The 13,415-nt window shown below is 63.9% G+C and carries 13 protein-coding genes; 5 read left to right on the forward strand and 8 right to left on the reverse strand.

Annotation, left to right across the window (positions count from 1 at the left end; all coding sequences use genetic code 11):
* Positions 1–145 precede the first annotated feature (145 nt).
* Positions 146–1,405: a urate hydroxylase PuuD gene (locus PHA8399_RS02505; protein WP_058284640.1), complete on the reverse strand. Its 1,260-nt coding sequence runs from the start codon at positions 1,403–1,405 to the stop codon at positions 146–148.
* A gap of 104 nt (positions 1,406–1,509) precedes the next feature.
* On the opposite strand from PHA8399_RS02505, the gene PHA8399_RS02510 reads away from it, so the two are divergent.
* Positions 1,510–2,418 carry a LysR family transcriptional regulator gene (locus tag PHA8399_RS02510; RefSeq protein ID WP_058284641.1) on the forward strand — a complete coding sequence of 303 codons (909 nt, stop codon included), beginning with the start codon at positions 1,510–1,512 and terminating at the stop codon, positions 2,416–2,418.
* Positions 2,419–2,497: 79 nt separating this feature from the next.
* Here PHA8399_RS02510 and uraH read toward each other — a convergent pair whose 3' ends face one another.
* Complete coding sequence (uraH, locus tag PHA8399_RS02515; protein WP_058284642.1) at positions 2,498–2,854, reverse strand: hydroxyisourate hydrolase; 357 nt, start codon at positions 2,852–2,854, stop codon at positions 2,498–2,500.
* 149 nt (positions 2,855–3,003) lie between these two features.
* Here uraH and puuE point away from each other — a divergent pair, with 149 nt between their 5' ends.
* The 3 genes from puuE to PHA8399_RS02530 all read left to right on the forward strand — a co-directional run bounded on the left by puuE (position 3,004) and on the right by PHA8399_RS02530 (position 6,413).
* Positions 3,004–4,419, forward strand: coding sequence for an allantoinase PuuE (gene puuE, locus PHA8399_RS02520; RefSeq protein WP_058284643.1), 1,416 nt, complete (start codon positions 3,004–3,006; stop codon positions 4,417–4,419).
* Positions 4,416–4,907, forward strand: coding sequence for an ureidoglycolate lyase (locus PHA8399_RS02525; protein ID WP_058284644.1), 492 nt, complete (start codon positions 4,416–4,418; stop codon positions 4,905–4,907). The genes puuE and PHA8399_RS02525 overlap by 4 nt, the downstream gene beginning before the upstream one ends.
* 69 nt (positions 4,908–4,976) lie before the next feature.
* Positions 4,977–6,413 carry a uracil-xanthine permease family protein gene (locus PHA8399_RS02530; RefSeq protein WP_058284645.1) on the forward strand — a complete coding sequence of 479 codons (1,437 nt, stop codon included), beginning with the start codon at positions 4,977–4,979 and terminating at the stop codon, positions 6,411–6,413.
* Positions 6,414–6,470: 57 nt separating this feature from the next.
* Here PHA8399_RS02530 and PHA8399_RS02535 read toward each other — a convergent pair whose 3' ends face one another.
* The 5 genes from PHA8399_RS02535 to bhcA all read right to left on the reverse strand — a co-directional run bounded on the left by PHA8399_RS02535 (position 6,471) and on the right by bhcA (position 11,454).
* Entirely contained in the window at positions 6,471–6,983 is a 513-nt protein-coding gene (locus PHA8399_RS02535) for an AmiS/UreI family transporter (RefSeq protein WP_058284646.1), read from the reverse strand.
* 94 nt (positions 6,984–7,077) lie between these two features.
* Positions 7,078–8,043, reverse strand: a complete 966-nt coding sequence (bhcD, locus tag PHA8399_RS02540) for an iminosuccinate reductase BhcD (RefSeq protein WP_058284647.1) — start codon at positions 8,041–8,043, stop codon at positions 7,078–7,080.
* Between the two features lie 72 nt (positions 8,044–8,115).
* Positions 8,116–9,279: a 3-hydroxy-D-aspartate aldolase BhcC gene (bhcC, locus tag PHA8399_RS02545; protein WP_058284648.1), complete on the reverse strand. Its 1,164-nt coding sequence runs from the start codon at positions 9,277–9,279 to the stop codon at positions 8,116–8,118.
* A 16-nt stretch (positions 9,280–9,295) separates the two neighbouring features.
* Positions 9,296–10,264 carry a beta-hydroxyaspartate dehydratase BhcB gene (gene bhcB, locus PHA8399_RS02550; RefSeq protein WP_058284649.1) on the reverse strand — a complete coding sequence of 323 codons (969 nt, stop codon included), beginning with the start codon at positions 10,262–10,264 and terminating at the stop codon, positions 9,296–9,298.
* On the reverse strand, positions 10,264–11,454 hold the full coding sequence (gene bhcA / locus PHA8399_RS02555) for an L-aspartate--glyoxylate aminotransferase BhcA (protein ID WP_058284650.1): 1,191 nt from the start codon (positions 11,452–11,454) through the stop codon (positions 10,264–10,266). The genes bhcB and bhcA overlap by 1 nt, the downstream gene beginning before the upstream one ends.
* 198 nt (positions 11,455–11,652) lie before the next feature.
* Here bhcA and bhcR point away from each other — a divergent pair, with 198 nt between their 5' ends.
* The gene (gene bhcR, locus PHA8399_RS02560) at positions 11,653–12,486 is read left to right on the forward strand and encodes an HTH-type transcriptional regulator BhcR (protein WP_058284651.1); all 834 of its coding nucleotides are present in this window, start codon (positions 11,653–11,655) and stop codon (positions 12,484–12,486) included.
* A gap of 51 nt (positions 12,487–12,537) precedes the next feature.
* On the opposite strand, the gene PHA8399_RS02565 is transcribed toward bhcR, so the two are convergent.
* Positions 12,538–13,368: a bifunctional allantoicase/(S)-ureidoglycine aminohydrolase gene (locus tag PHA8399_RS02565; protein WP_058284652.1), complete on the reverse strand. Its 831-nt coding sequence runs from the start codon at positions 13,366–13,368 to the stop codon at positions 12,538–12,540.
* Positions 13,369–13,415 lie beyond the last annotated feature (47 nt).

The raw sequence follows: 13,415 nt of genomic DNA on the forward strand, positions 1-13,415 counted from the left end.
ATAACACACGGCGGCGCAGTTTGGTTCCAGCGTCTTGCAGCATCGGGGGTGCACAGGCGGTGCACGGATGGTGCACGCCGGGTGCCCGACAAAAATGGCCCCGCCACAGGGGGCGGGGCCATTGGGCTTGTCAGGCGGGTCTGCTTCAGTTCGCGGCCAGCGCGAAGGGCAGATCTTTGGAGGCGCTGCCGTACCAGCGGCGGATCAGGGCGCGCTCCTCGTTCTCCATGAAGGTGACGTTTGCGGGCGGCATCGCATGGGTGGCACCGGCCTGGAGGTAGATCTCCTTGGCGTATTTCGCCACATCCGCCGGGGTTTCCAGCAGCACGTTCTTGGGCGCGCGGCGGATGCCGTCATAGTAGGGCTCCCGCGCGTGGCACATGGCGCAGCGGCCCGGTACCACATTCATCACCTCCTCGAAGTGCTGGTTGCTGGCAAACACCTGTTCGGATTTGGTCAGTTCCCGCGCCTCGGACTCCTCAACGGTGTCCTGTTGCAGCGGCGCCTGGCTGAGGATCATGATGCCGATGAACAGGATGGCGGTCACCGGCCAGGTCCAGGTCGGGTTGCTGGTGCCTGCGTGGTTGCTGTTGAAGTAATGGCGGATGGTCACGCCCATCAGGAACACCAGCGCCGCGATCAGCCAGTTGTACTCGGTGGCGAAGGCCAGCGGGTAGTGGTTGGACAGCATCAGGAACACAACCGGCAGCGTCAGGTAGTTGTTGTGGGTCGAGCGCAGCTTGGCGATCTTGCCGTATTTTGCGTCCGGCGTGCGGCCTTCCTGCAGGTCTTTCACCACGATGCGCTGGTTCGGCATGATGATGAAAAACACGTTTGCCGTCATGATGGTCGCGGTGAAGGCGCCCAGATGCAGCATCACGGCGCGGCCGGTGAAGATCTGGTTGTAGCCCCAGCCCATGATGACCAGCAGGATGAACAGCAGCACCATCAGGAAGGTCGGCTTTTCCCCCAGCGGCGATTTGCACAAGGCATCATAGACCAGCCAGCCGATGCTGAGTGATGCGCCGGAGATCAGGATACCCTGCCACAGGGCCAGGTCAGCCTTGCTGGAGTCGATCAGGTACAGCTCTCCGCCCGCCCAGTAGACGATCATCAGCAGCCCCGCGCCTGACAGCCAGGTGGCGTAGCTCTCCCATTTGAACCAGATCAGATGATCCGGCATGTTCTCCGGCGCCACCAGGTATTTCTGGATGTGATAAAAACCGCCGCCGTGGACCTGCCATTCCTCGCCATGCGCGCCGACCGGCAGATGCGGAACCTTCCGCAGGCCAAGGTCCAGCGCGACGAAGTAGAAGGACGATCCGATCCAGGCAATGGCGGTGATGACGTGAAGCCAGCGGACCGCAAAGCCCAGCCAGTCCCACATGATCACAAGCTCTTCCATTGTTCTCTCCTCATAAGCTTTGACCCGAGACTAGAGCATGGTGTTATTTTCATGTATTAGGTAAAAAATCCAAGCTGTTTCAAAATAACACAAAGAATACGTGAATGGCCTATCTCGACAACATCCGCACCTTTGTCCGTGTCTATGAACTTGGCAACATGTCTGCCGCGGCGCGGGACATGCGGATCTCGGCCGCGGTGGCGTCGTCGCGGATTTCGCAGCTGGAGGATCACCTGAACGTGCGGCTGTTCCAGCGCACCACCCGGCTGCTCAATCCGACCGAACAGGGCAATCTGTTCTATCACGGGGCGGTCAAGATTTTGGAAGCGGTTGACGAGGCGGAGGCCGATATCAGCAGCGTCACCCAAACCCCGCGCGGAACGCTTTATGTGGCGGCGCCCTTGGGTCTGGGGCAGCACCTGATTGCGCCGGCGGTGCCGAAATTCAAGGAAGCCTATCCGCTGATCTCGATCCGGCTACGGCTGTCGGACCGCAAGCTGGACCTGGCGGCGGAGGGGCTGGATGCGGCGTTTTTCCTCGGCGTGCCGGAGGATTCAAACCTGCGCATCCGCAAGATCGCCGATTGCCCGCGGGTGCTGTGCGCGGCGCCGGAGTACATCAAGCGGCGCGGCCAGCCGAACAACAGCGAGGAGCTGAAGACGGACGCGCATGACTGCCTGAACCTGCGCTATCCCGGCGCGCCGGAGTTCCAATGGCCGCTGCGCAGCCAGGATGGGGTTAAGCGGGTGACGGTCACGGGGCCGTTTGAATCGGACCACGGCGACGTGCTGACCAGCTGGGCGCTGGACGGGCATGGGATCATCCTGAAGCCGGTGTTCGAAATATCGGAACACCTCGCCTCCGGCCGGCTGGTGCCGGTGCTGGCGGAGGAGCCGCCGATCCCGATCCAGATGGCGTGCCTTTATGTCCACCGCCGCCACCAGGACCCCAAGGTGCGGCTGTTCATGGATTTCATGGTGGATCACATTCAGGCGTCCCTCCCCCCAGAATGAAAAAGCCCGCCCCAGTTTCCTGAGGCGGGAACCGCCGGCAGATGCCAAGCGGGAGGAGAGGTTTCTTGGGGTGTGCGGCTCAGCTGCCGCGGTAGGTGGAATAGCCATAGGGCGACAGCAGCAGCGGCACGTGGTAGTGGCTGTCTGCCTCGCTCATGCCGAAACGCAGCGGCACCTCGTCCAGGAACAGCGGGTCCGCCCCAGCCTGGCCGGTGGCGCGCAGATAGCCGCCTGCGTGGAACACCAGCTCATAGGTGCCGGTGGCGAATTCGCCTTCGGGCAGGATCTGTTCGTCAGTGCGCCCGTCGTCATTGGTGGTCAGGCTGCGCAGATGGATGCGCTCTTTGCCTTCGATCCGGTACAGGTCGATCTTCAGCCCTTCCGCCGGGCAGCCGCGGGCGGTGTCCAGCACGTGGGTGGTCAGAAATCCGGCCATGACAGCCTCCTTTCAATTCCGTTTCCCTAGGTATGCTTGGTTCAGCCCGCCCCATACAGCGGGAAGAGTCAAAAAGTTCTTTCAAAAATATACTGAAAGCCGAAGCAGATTATCTGTTCTATACATAATAAAAAGACAGGAGACCTGACATGACGCGCTATCCTCGTGACCTGCGCGGATACGGTGCTGCCGCACCCGACCCGCAGTGGCCCAATGGGGCCAAAGCCGCCGTGCAATTTGTTCTGAACTATGAAGAAGGCGGCGAGAACTGCATCCTGCATGGGGATGCGGCCTCGGAAGCTTTCTTGTCCGACATTCCCGGTGCCGCGCAATGGCCGGGCCAGCGCCATTGGAACATGGAGTCGATCTATGAATACGGGAGCCGCGCCGGGTTCTGGCGGCTGCACCGGCTGTTCACCGGCGCGGGCATCCCGCTGACCATCTATGGCGTGGCGACCGCGCTGGCCCGCAGCCCTGAACAGGTGCAGGCGATGAAGGACGCGGGTTGGGAGATCGCCAGCCACGGCCTGAAGTGGGTCGAGCATAAGGACATGGCCGAGGAGGAGGAGCGCGCCGCAATTGCCGAAGCCGTGCGGCTGCATACCGAAGTGACCGGCACCCGCCCGCGCGGCTGGTACACCGGCCGCTGCAGCGCCAACACCGTGCGGCTGGTGGCCGAGGAAGGCGGGTTCGATTACATCTCCGACACCTATGACGACGACCTGCCCTATTGGCTGGAAACCGGCGGGCGCGATCAGCTGATCATCCCCTACACGCTGGAAGCCAACGACATGCGGTTCGCCAATTCGCCGGGCTGGATCACGGGCGAGCATTTCTTCCAGTATCTGAAGGATGCCTTCGACGTGATCTATGCCGAGGGCGAGGCAGGTGCTGCGAAGATGATGACCATCGGCCTGCATTGCCGTCTGGTCGGGCGTCCGGGCAAGATCGCCGGCCTTAAGCGCTTTATCGATTACATCCAGGGGTTCGAGGGCGTCTGGTGCCCGCGCCGGATCGACATTGCCGAGCATTGGGCCGAAACCCACCCGCCGGTGAAGCGCGAGCGCCCCAGCCAAATGCACCGCGAGGCGTTTGTCGCCAAGTTCGGCTCGATCTTCGAGCATTCGCCGTGGATCGCCGACCGCGCCTTTGATCTGGAGCTGGGCCCGGCGCATGACTGCGCTGCGGGCGTCCACAATGCACTGTGCCGGATCTTCCGCACCGCCAGCGAGGATGAGCGTCTGGGCGTTCTGACCGCGCACCCGGATCTGGCGGGCAAACTGGCCGCTGCGGGGCGGCTGACCGCCGAGAGCACCTCGGAACAGTCCAGTGCCGGCCTTGATATGCTGACCGATGAGGAGCGCGAGACCTTCACCCGGCTCAATACCGAGTACGTGGAGAAGCACGGCTTCCCCTTCATCATTGCGGTGCGCGACCATAACAAGGCGTCAATCATGGAGGCGTTCCACCGCCGCATCCACAACGACCGGGCGACCGAGTTCGATGAGGCCTGCCGCCAGGTTGAGCGCATTGCCCAGTTCCGCCTGCAGGACATGCTGCCGTGAGCGGCCGGCTGACAGCGAAGCCGCTGACCGCAGCGGCTTTTGCGCCCTATGGCGACGTGATCGAGGTTGCGGGCGCTCCGGACAAGATGATCAATCAGGGCATGTGCGGCCGTCACCACGACCGCGCGGTCCTGGATTTCGGCCCGGACGGCCGGGCCGGCATCAGCCTGTTTGACGCCAAGGCCCGCCACCTGCCGCATAAGGTGGACATGGTGGAGCGCCACCCCGAGGGCAGCCAGGCCTTTGTGCCAGTGAGCGGCGTGCCGATGCTGGTGGTGGTGGCGGATGACGACGGCGGTGTGCCGGTCAACCCGCAGGCTTTCATCAGCCAGCCGGGCCAGTCCATCAACCTGCACCGCGGCATCTGGCACGGGGTGCTCGCGCCCCTTGGCGCGCCCGGCCAATACATCGTTGTTGACCGGATCGGCACCTCACCCAATCTCGAAGAACACTGGTTCAAGGAGCCTTTTACCGTGGTCGCGGACTGACCACAGCCCGAAGCCGCCAGCAAAAACAAGAAGCGGCAAGATCCCCATGACCGACAGGAGATACCTTTCATGGCTGACACTTCCATCGGGACGCCGGCGCAGCTGCGCGACCCCAATTACACGCCGCCCCTGCATAAGGCGGTGCCGCTCGGCATCCAGCATGTGCTGGCGATGTTCGTCTCAAACGTGACGCCCGCCATCATCGTGGCCGGGGCCGCCGGTTTCGGTTTCGGCTCCAACTCGCCCGATTTCCCGGAACTGCTCTATCTCATTCAGATGTCGATGCTGTTTGCCGGCATCGCCACCCTGCTGCAGACCATCACCCTGGGTCCGGTTGGCGCCGCGCTGCCGATTGTGCAGGGCACCTCCTTTGCCTTTCTGCCGATCATGATCCCGCTGGTTGCGGGCAAGGGCGTGGACGGGCTGGCTGCGCTGTTCACCGGCGTCATTATTGGCGGTATCTTCCACGGGCTGCTGGGCACGGTGATCGGCAGGATCCGCTTTGCCCTGCCGCCGCTGGTGACGGGCCTGGTGGTGACGATGATCGGCCTCGCGCTGGTCAAGGTGGGCATCCAGTATGCCGCAGGCGGTGTGCCCGCCATCGGCACGCCGGAATACGGCTCCCTCCTCAACTGGTCTGCGGCGCTGGTGGTGATCCTTGTGACCCTGGGCCTCAAGTTCTTCACCCGGGGGATGCTGTCGGTTTCTGCCGTTCTGCTCGGACTGATCGCGGGCTACATCTATGCGCTGATGACCGGCATGCTGACGCTCGAGGCGGTCTCCGGCTCCTGGTCGCAAGCCGCGGGTTTTGCCCTGCCGCAGCCGTTCAAATACGGGGTGGAGTTTTCTGCCGCGGCCATCATCGGTTTCTGCCTGATGAGCTTTGTCTCTGCGGTGGAGACCGTCGGCGACGTCTCTGGCGTGACCAAGGGCGGCGCGGGCCGTGAGGCCACCGAGGAGGAGATCGCCGGTGCGACCTATGCCGATGGTATCGGCACCGCCATGGCGGGCTTTTTCGGTGCCTTCCCCAACACGTCGTTTTCCCAGAACGTCGGCCTGATCGCCATGACCGGGGTAATGAGCCGCCACGTTGTGACCTGCGGTGCCATCTTCCTGATTGTCTGCGGACTGGTGCCCAAGGTGGGCGCGGTGATCCGCACCGTGCCGATCGAGGTGCTGGGCGGCGGTGTCATCGTGATGTTCGGCATGGTGGTTGCGGCCGGTGTTTCGATGCTGTCGGATGTGGACTGGAACCGCCGCAACATGGTGATCTTTGCGATCTCCCTGTCCATCGGCCTGGGCCTGCAGCTGGAGCCCGGCGCGCTGCAGCACATGCCCGATACCGCGCGCATCCTGCTGACCAGCGGTCTGCTGCCGGCGGCCTTGATTGCCATCGTGCTGAACCTGGTGCTGCCGCAGGATCTGGCGGGAGAAGCGACCGAGGAAGTTTCTGGCGGGATGAGCGGCCACGGGCGCGGGTCGCTGCCGCATGAGGATCAAGCCTGAGGCAACCGCCTGTAGCTAAATCAACGGCCGGCCCGCAAAGGGCCGGCTTTTTTGCTCTCAGCCGGCCAGCCCGTGCAAGACCGCCAGCCCCGGAAGCCAGCCGGTGAAGATCCCGCACAGCAGTGTTGCCGCGGCAGTCAGCCGCGGGCTGCCGCGCCGGAGCGCGAGGTTCAGGAAGTAGAGGAACCACAGCCCGGACCAGGCCGCCCAGCAGCCCGCCAGCCAGACATCGAACAGACCATCCCCCTGCGCCAGCACCCGCAGCACCATGGGCGCGGCGGTCAGCGCCACAAAGCCGCTGAACCAGCCCAGCCCCGCGCCGCTGGACGCAAAGATGCGGTTATAAGCCACCCAGAGGTAGGTGGTGCCGAACAAGAGCGTCATGCCTGCATCCAGCAGGTCCGCCGGCTGCCGCGCGGCCAGCGCGATCAGCAGCACCACGGCAAAGAACACCAGCGCCGCAACGGCGTTGATCAGGATGATCTCGCGGTCCTCGATCCGGCCCATCTGCCAGACGCCGTTCAGGCACAGCACCACGCCGACCACCAGCAGGCTCAATCCCAGAAACATTCTTTCAGTCCCTCAATGAAAAACAGGAGAGAGGTACACCTCTCTCCTGCCGCTCCGCTATGCGGATATTCGCAGAATGTGTTTCTGGCTGTGCTTAGAAATCGACCTCGATGGCGATGCCCTTTTCGACTGCCACTTCCACGACGGAGGCCGCGACGGCCAGATCCTGCAGGCCGACGCCGGTGCCGTCGAACAGGGTGATCTGATCGTCCGAGGTGCGGCCAGGGTTGGTGCCGTTGATCACCGCGCCGAGCTGGGCGACATCAGACTCCTGGATCAAGCCCTGCGCCACCGCGTGCTGCGCCTCGCCGATGGTGATGGACTGCGCCACCTCGTCGGTGAACACAGTTGACTTGACCAGCAATGCGGCCTCGACCTCCTGCTTGCCCTTGGTGTCGGTGCCCATGCAGGCGACGTGGGTGCCGGGGCTGACGTGATCTGCCATCAGCGAAGGCGCAAAGGCCGAGGTGATGGAGATGATCACATCCGCGTCGCGCATGCCGGGGAGGTCCACCGCCTCAAACGGCACGCCCGCTTCCGCGGCGACCTTTTCGATGTTGGGCAGCATGTCCGGGTGGAAGTTCCAGCCGATGACCTTCTCGAAATTGCGTTGCTCCAACGCCGCGCGCAGCTGGAACTTGGCCTGGTGGCCGGCGCCGATCATGCCGATCACCTTGGCGTCCTGGCGGGCCAGATGCTTGATCGATACCGAGGAGGCCGCGGCGGTGCGCAGCGCGGTCAGCAGGTTGCCGCCCACCATCGCCTTCACCTTGCCGGTGTCCGGGTCGAACAGGAAGACGGTGGACTGGTGGTTGATCAGCCCGCGCTTTTCCAGGTTGTTCGGCCAGTAGCCGCCGGCCTTGAGGCCAAGTGTAAGACCAGCCCGGTCAAAGCCGCCCTTGAAGCCGTAGAGCGCATCCTCATGGCCGATCGCCTCGCGCACCACGGGGAAGTTGTAGGCATCCCCCGACGCCATGGCGGCAAAGACCTTCTCGACCGCATCGAACGAGGCTTCGCGGGTCACCAGGTCCGCAACCGCCTTTTCCGGAACGATATACATGTCTGTTTCTCCTCAGCAAAAAAGCCGGCGGAGGGCGGCATGCGCACCTCCGCCAGTTTGGGGATGGATCGGTTAGTAGGCTTTGCCGCGGGCCGAGACGGGCCAAACGGTTTCGACCTTGCCGTTGCGCACGCCGACGTACCAGTCATGCACGTTGGCGGTCGGGTCGCAGTGGCCCGGCACCAGGCGCAGCTTGTCGCCCACTTTCAGCGCGCCGTCAGGGTCCGAGACCACGCCGTGCTCGTCCGAGCATTTGATGTATTCCACGTCATCGCGGCCAAAGATGAAGGGCAGGCCGCTGTCGACCGACTGCGCCTTGAGGCCCGCGTCCACGATGGCCTTGTCGGCCTTGGCGTGGCTCATCACCTGGGTCAGCAGGAAGAAAGCGTTCTCCCACTCGCCCTGGTCGATCCGGTTGCCGTCCTTGTCCAGGATGCGGCCGTAGTCCGCGTCCATGAAGGCGTAGGAGCCGCACTGCAACTCGTTGTACACGCCCGAGTTCGATTCAAAGTAGTAGGAGCCGGTGCCGCCGCCGGAGACCAGCTCGCACGCGATGCCTTCGGCCTTCAGGCCTTCGACCGCATCGGCGACCTGGGCGATGGCAATGTCCAGCTTGGCCTTGCGGTCCTCGTAGCTGTCCATGTGCTGCATCGCGCCCTGATAGGCCTGAATGCCGGAGAACTTGAGGTTCTCTGCCGCGTTCACCGCCTTGGCGATCTCGACCACCGCCTCAGTCGTGGTCACGCCGCAGCGGCCGGCGCCGCAGTCGATCTCAACGAAGACTTCCAGCTCGGTGCCGTGCTTTTGCGCCGCTGCCGAAAGGTCAGCCACGTTGTCTAGGTCGTCAACGCAGACGATGGTGCGGGCACCCAGTTTGGGCAGGCGGGCCAGACGGTCGATCTTTTGCGGGTCGCGGACCTGGTTGGAGACCAAGATGTCCTTGATGCCGCCGCGGGCAAAGACCTCGGCCTCGGAGACCTTCTGGCAGCAGACGCCAACCGCGCCGCCCAGTTCTTCCTGCAGCTTCGCCACATCCACCGACTTGTGCATCTTGCCGTGCACCCGGTGGCGCATGCCATGCGCCTTGGCATAGTCGCCCATCTTCTTGATGTTGCGCTCCAGCGCGTCCAGGTCGAGGACCAGCGCCGGCGTCTGGATGTCAGCCTCGTCCATGCCCGGGACCGCCGGGACGTCATAGCCGACTTCGAGCTGATCAAAATTTGTCTGTGCGTTCATGGTTCTATTCCCCAGTTTAGCTGTTCATCCAAGGCAGTTTGTCGAGGTCGACATTGCCGCCGGTGACGATCAGGCCCACGCGTTTGCCCGCGAAGGCGTCCTTGTTTTTCAGAATGGTGGCGAGCGGCACCGCGGAGGACGGCTCCATCACGATGCGCAGGTGCTTCCAGATCAGCTTCATCGCGTCGATGATCTCGGCATCAGAGGCCGTGTAGATCTCGCTGACGTGGTTGCTGACGAAGTGCCAGGTCAGCTCCTTCAGCGGCACCAGCAGACCGTCGGCGATGGTCTTGGGCGCATCATCGGCGATGATGTAGCCTGCCTTGAAACTGCGGTAGGCGTCATCGGCCTGCTCCGGCTCTGCCGCGATCACCTTGGTTTCCGGTGCCAGTGTCGACAGCGTGAGGCAGGTGCCCGAGATCATGCCGCCGCCGCCGATCGGGGCCACGACTACGTCGAGGCCATCGGTCTGCTCCACGAATTCCTTGGCGCAGGTGCCCTGCCCCGCGATGACACGGTGGTCATTGTAGGGATGCACGAAATCGCCGCCGGTCTCGGCCTGCACCTTGGCAAAGGTCTCCTCGCGCGAACTGGTCGAGGGCTCGCATTCGGTGATCCGCCCGCCATAGCGGCGCACGGTGTCCTTCTTGGCCTGCGGCGCGGTGCGCGGCATGACCACGTTGCAGGGAATGCCGCGCAGCATTGCCGCGTAGGACAGGCAGGAGGCATGGTTGCCCGAGGAATGGGTGGCGACGCCCTTGGCGGCCTGCGCCTCGTCCAGCCCGAACACCGCGTTGGTTGCGCCGCGCACCTTGAAGGCGCCCGGCTCCTGGAAGTTCTCGCACTTGAAGAACAGCTCCGCGCCGGTCAGTTCGTTGAGATAATCCGAGGTGCGCACCGGTGTGCGGCGGATGTGGGGCCGGATGCGCTCATGCGCAGCCAGCATGTCCTCATAGGTCGGGATATACATCGCGTTATCCTTCATCAGGCGGCGGCCTTGGCGCTGCTGGCGCTGTTGCCGCGGTAGTAGTCCTGTGCCGCCGCCACGCCGGAGCCCAGTTTGATGTTCAGGCCCAGGTCGGCCATGACCATTTCGGCGGTCGCAATGCCGGACAGCGTCATCACGTCGGTCAGGCTGCCCAGATGGCCGATGCGGAACACCTTGCCCGCGACCTCACCCAGCCCGGTGCCAAAGGCGACGCCGTATTTCTCGGCCGCCAGGCTGACGAACGTGTTGGCGTCGAATCCGTCCGGCGTGCGGATCGCGCTGACGCTGTCTGAGTAGACCTCCGGCGACACCGCGCACAGCTCCAGCCCCCAGGCGCGGACCGCGGCGCGGACGCCCTCAGCAATCCGGTGGTGGCGGGCAAAGACATTCTCCAGCCCTTCGTCCAGCAGCATACCACAGGCCATGTTCAGACCGTTCAGCAGGCCAACGGAAGGCGTGTAGGGATAGGCGCTGTTGGCATAGCCATTCGCCATGTCCTTGATGTCAAAGAATGTGCGCGGCAGGGTCGCGGTCTCTGCCGCCTTCATCGCCTTGGGCGAGAAGCCAACGATGGCGAGGCCCGGCGGAAGCATGAAACCCTTTTGCGAGCCGGTGACGGCGATATCGACGCCCCACTCATCCATGCGGAAGTCCATTGATGCGATCGAGGACACGCCGTCAACAAACAGCAGCGCCGGGTGGCCTGCGGCGTCCAGCGCGCGGCGGACGGCGGCGATGTCGGATTTGACTCCGGTTGCGGTCTCGTTGTGGGTCGCCAGAACCACTTTGATTTCATGTGCGGTGTCGGCGGTCAGGATTTCCTCGTAGCGGTCCGCAGGCAGGCCTTCACCCCAGGGGGTTTCGACAATCTGGACGTCGAGCCCGTGGCGCTGGCACATGTCGATCCAGCGGTGGCTGAACATGCCGTTGCGCGCGGCCAGGATCTTGTCGCCTGCGTTCAGCGTGTTGGTGATTGCGGTCTCCCAGCCGCCGGTGCCGGTCGACGGAAAGACAAAGATCTCTGCGGTTTCGCTTTTCAGAACCTTCTTCACCCCAGCCAGTGCCGGGTGCAGGATCTGGCCGAACAGCGGCGAGCGGTGGTCCAGCGTCGGCATGTCCACCGCCTTGCGCAGCGCTTCGGGCATATTGGTCGGACCGGGGATGAAAACCGGATTTTGAAAGCTCATGTCGTGCCCTCCTGTGGCGATTTCCTTCACTCTAAGGGGGCGGCGCGCGCGGGTAAATTTTTTTGAAAAAAGATTTCACAAATGGAAGAAGCGCTGAAAAAGCACAGTTTTACAAAGGGTTTGAGTTTTTCATTGTACAGAAGTGATTTTCAGAGGTATCAATAAGCTGCTGTTTGAATTGCCTTCGGAGGCTTAAAGATGCCGCAAGCACCGCGCCGCAAGGGCCGCCCCAAGAACTTTGATTCCGCCAGCAACCCGCCCACGATCCAATCGCTCGACCGCGCGCTGGACGTGCTGGATGCGCTGGCCGGCGCCAGCGGCATGACGCTGACGGAACTCTCCACCGCGCTGGATCAGTCGGCGGCCACCATGTACCGGGTGCTGGCCACGCTGGAGGCGCGCCAGATCGTCGAGATGGAGCCGCAGTCGCAGACCTGGCACATCGGCGCCATGGCCTTCCGCCTCGGCTCTGCTTTCCTGCGCCGCTCCAGCGTGATCGAGCGGGCGCGGCCGGTGATGCGGGAGCTGATGGAGGCAACCGGCGAAACCTCGAACCTCGGTATCGAACGCGGCGGCGACGTGATGTTTGTGAGCCAGGTGGAAACCTACGAGTCGATCCGCGCCTTCTTTCCGCCCGGCACCACTTCACCGATGCACGCGTCGGGTATCGGCAAGGCGCTGCTCAGCTGTTTCGGGGAGGACCAGCTGGCCCGCTTCCTGCGCGGGAGCGCGCTGCAGGACTTCACGGAGAAAACCCTGACCTCGGCAGACGCCTTGCGCGAAGATCTGGCGCAGATCCGCCGCCGCGGCTGGTCCTTCGACGACGAGGAGAAGGCGCCGGGCATGCGCTGTGTGGCAGCGCCGGTGTTCGGAATGCAGGGCGAGGTGCTGGCCGGGATCTCTGTCTCCGGGCCCACGTCCAGGATGCCGGACGCGCGCATCAGCGAAATCGGCGCCCTGGTCAGGGGCGCCGCAGAAAAACTGTCCTATGGGCTGGGCGCGCCGGCGGCGGATCAGGCCGCGCCCGGCTGACCAGCCGGGCAGCGCCCGGGCACATTTTCGGGCCGGGCGCTCCCCCCGCCGTCAGCGCAGCGGCGCCAGCGGCATATGCCGGTTCACGTCCTTGTACAGCAGATAGCGGAACTTGCCCGGGCCGCCGGCATAGCAGGCCTGCGGGCAAAAGGCGCGCAGCCACATGTAATCGCCCGCCTCGACCTCGACCCAGTCCTGGTTCAGCCGGTAAACCGCCTTGCCCTCCAGCACATAGAGGCCATGCTCCATCACATGCGTTTCGGCAAAGGGGATCACCGCACCGGGTTCAAAGGTGACGATCGTCACATGCATGTCGTGGCGCAGGTCGTTCGGGTCGACAAAACGGCTCGTCGCCCATTTGCCCTCGGTCCCCGGCATCGGCGTCGGATCGACGCGGTTTTCGTTGGTGACAAAGGCTTCGGGCGCGTCCAGGCCTGCAACCGCCTGATACGCCTTGCGGATCCAGTGGAAGCGCACCGGCGCGCCGGAGTTGTTCCGCAGGCTCCAGCTGGCCTGCGGCGGCAGGAAGGCATAACCGCCCTCCTCCAACTCATGCGCGGTGCCGTCGATGGTCAGCGTCATGGCGCCCTGCACCACAAACAGAACCGCCTCGGTGCCGGGTTCGGTTTCCGGCTGGTCACTGCCGCCGCCGGGCTGCACCTCGGCGATATACTGGGAAAACGTCTCGGCAAAGCCCGACAGGGGCCGCGACAGCACCCAGAAGCGCGCCTTGTCCCAGAACGGCAGCAGGCTTGCCACGATATCGCTCATCGTGCCCTTGGGGATCACCGCATAGGCCTCGGTGAACATGGCCCGGTCGGTCAGCAACTGGGTCTGCGGCGGCAGCCCGCCTTCCGGTGCGTAATAGGATCGTTTGGTCATGGGCTGCCTTTCCTGCTGAACTGCTGCCCCTATTGATACCCGCGCTG

Source organism: Leisingera aquaemixtae (assembly GCF_001458395.1).
Classification (GTDB): Bacteria; Pseudomonadota; Alphaproteobacteria; order Rhodobacterales; family Rhodobacteraceae; genus Leisingera; species Leisingera aquaemixtae.

Coding starts and splice junctions, on each gene's coding strand:
- PHA8399_RS02505 (WP_058284640.1), bottom strand. CDS start 1,405: ATGGAAGAGCTTGTGATCATGTGGGACTGGCTGGGCTTTGCGGTCCGC.
- PHA8399_RS02510 (WP_058284641.1), top strand. CDS start 1,510: ATGGCCTATCTCGACAACATCCGCACCTTTGTCCGTGTCTATGAACTT.
- uraH (WP_058284642.1), bottom strand. CDS start 2,854: ATGGCCGGATTTCTGACCACCCACGTGCTGGACACCGCCCGCGGCTGC.
- puuE (WP_058284643.1), top strand. CDS start 3,004: ATGACGCGCTATCCTCGTGACCTGCGCGGATACGGTGCTGCCGCACCC.
- PHA8399_RS02530 (WP_058284645.1), top strand. CDS start 4,977: ATGGCTGACACTTCCATCGGGACGCCGGCGCAGCTGCGCGACCCCAAT.
- PHA8399_RS02535 (WP_058284646.1), bottom strand. CDS start 6,983: ATGTTTCTGGGATTGAGCCTGCTGGTGGTCGGCGTGGTGCTGTGCCTG.
- bhcD (WP_058284647.1), bottom strand. CDS start 8,043: ATGTATATCGTTCCGGAAAAGGCGGTTGCGGACCTGGTGACCCGCGAA.
- bhcC (WP_058284648.1), bottom strand. CDS start 9,279: ATGAACGCACAGACAAATTTTGATCAGCTCGAAGTCGGCTATGACGTC.
- bhcB (WP_058284649.1), bottom strand. CDS start 10,264: ATGAAGGATAACGCGATGTATATCCCGACCTATGAGGACATGCTGGCT.
- bhcA (WP_058284650.1), bottom strand. CDS start 11,454: ATGAGCTTTCAAAATCCGGTTTTCATCCCCGGTCCGACCAATATGCCC.
- bhcR (WP_058284651.1), top strand. CDS start 11,653: ATGCCGCAAGCACCGCGCCGCAAGGGCCGCCCCAAGAACTTTGATTCC.
- PHA8399_RS02565 (WP_058284652.1), bottom strand. CDS start 13,368: ATGACCAAACGATCCTATTACGCACCGGAAGGCGGGCTGCCGCCGCAG.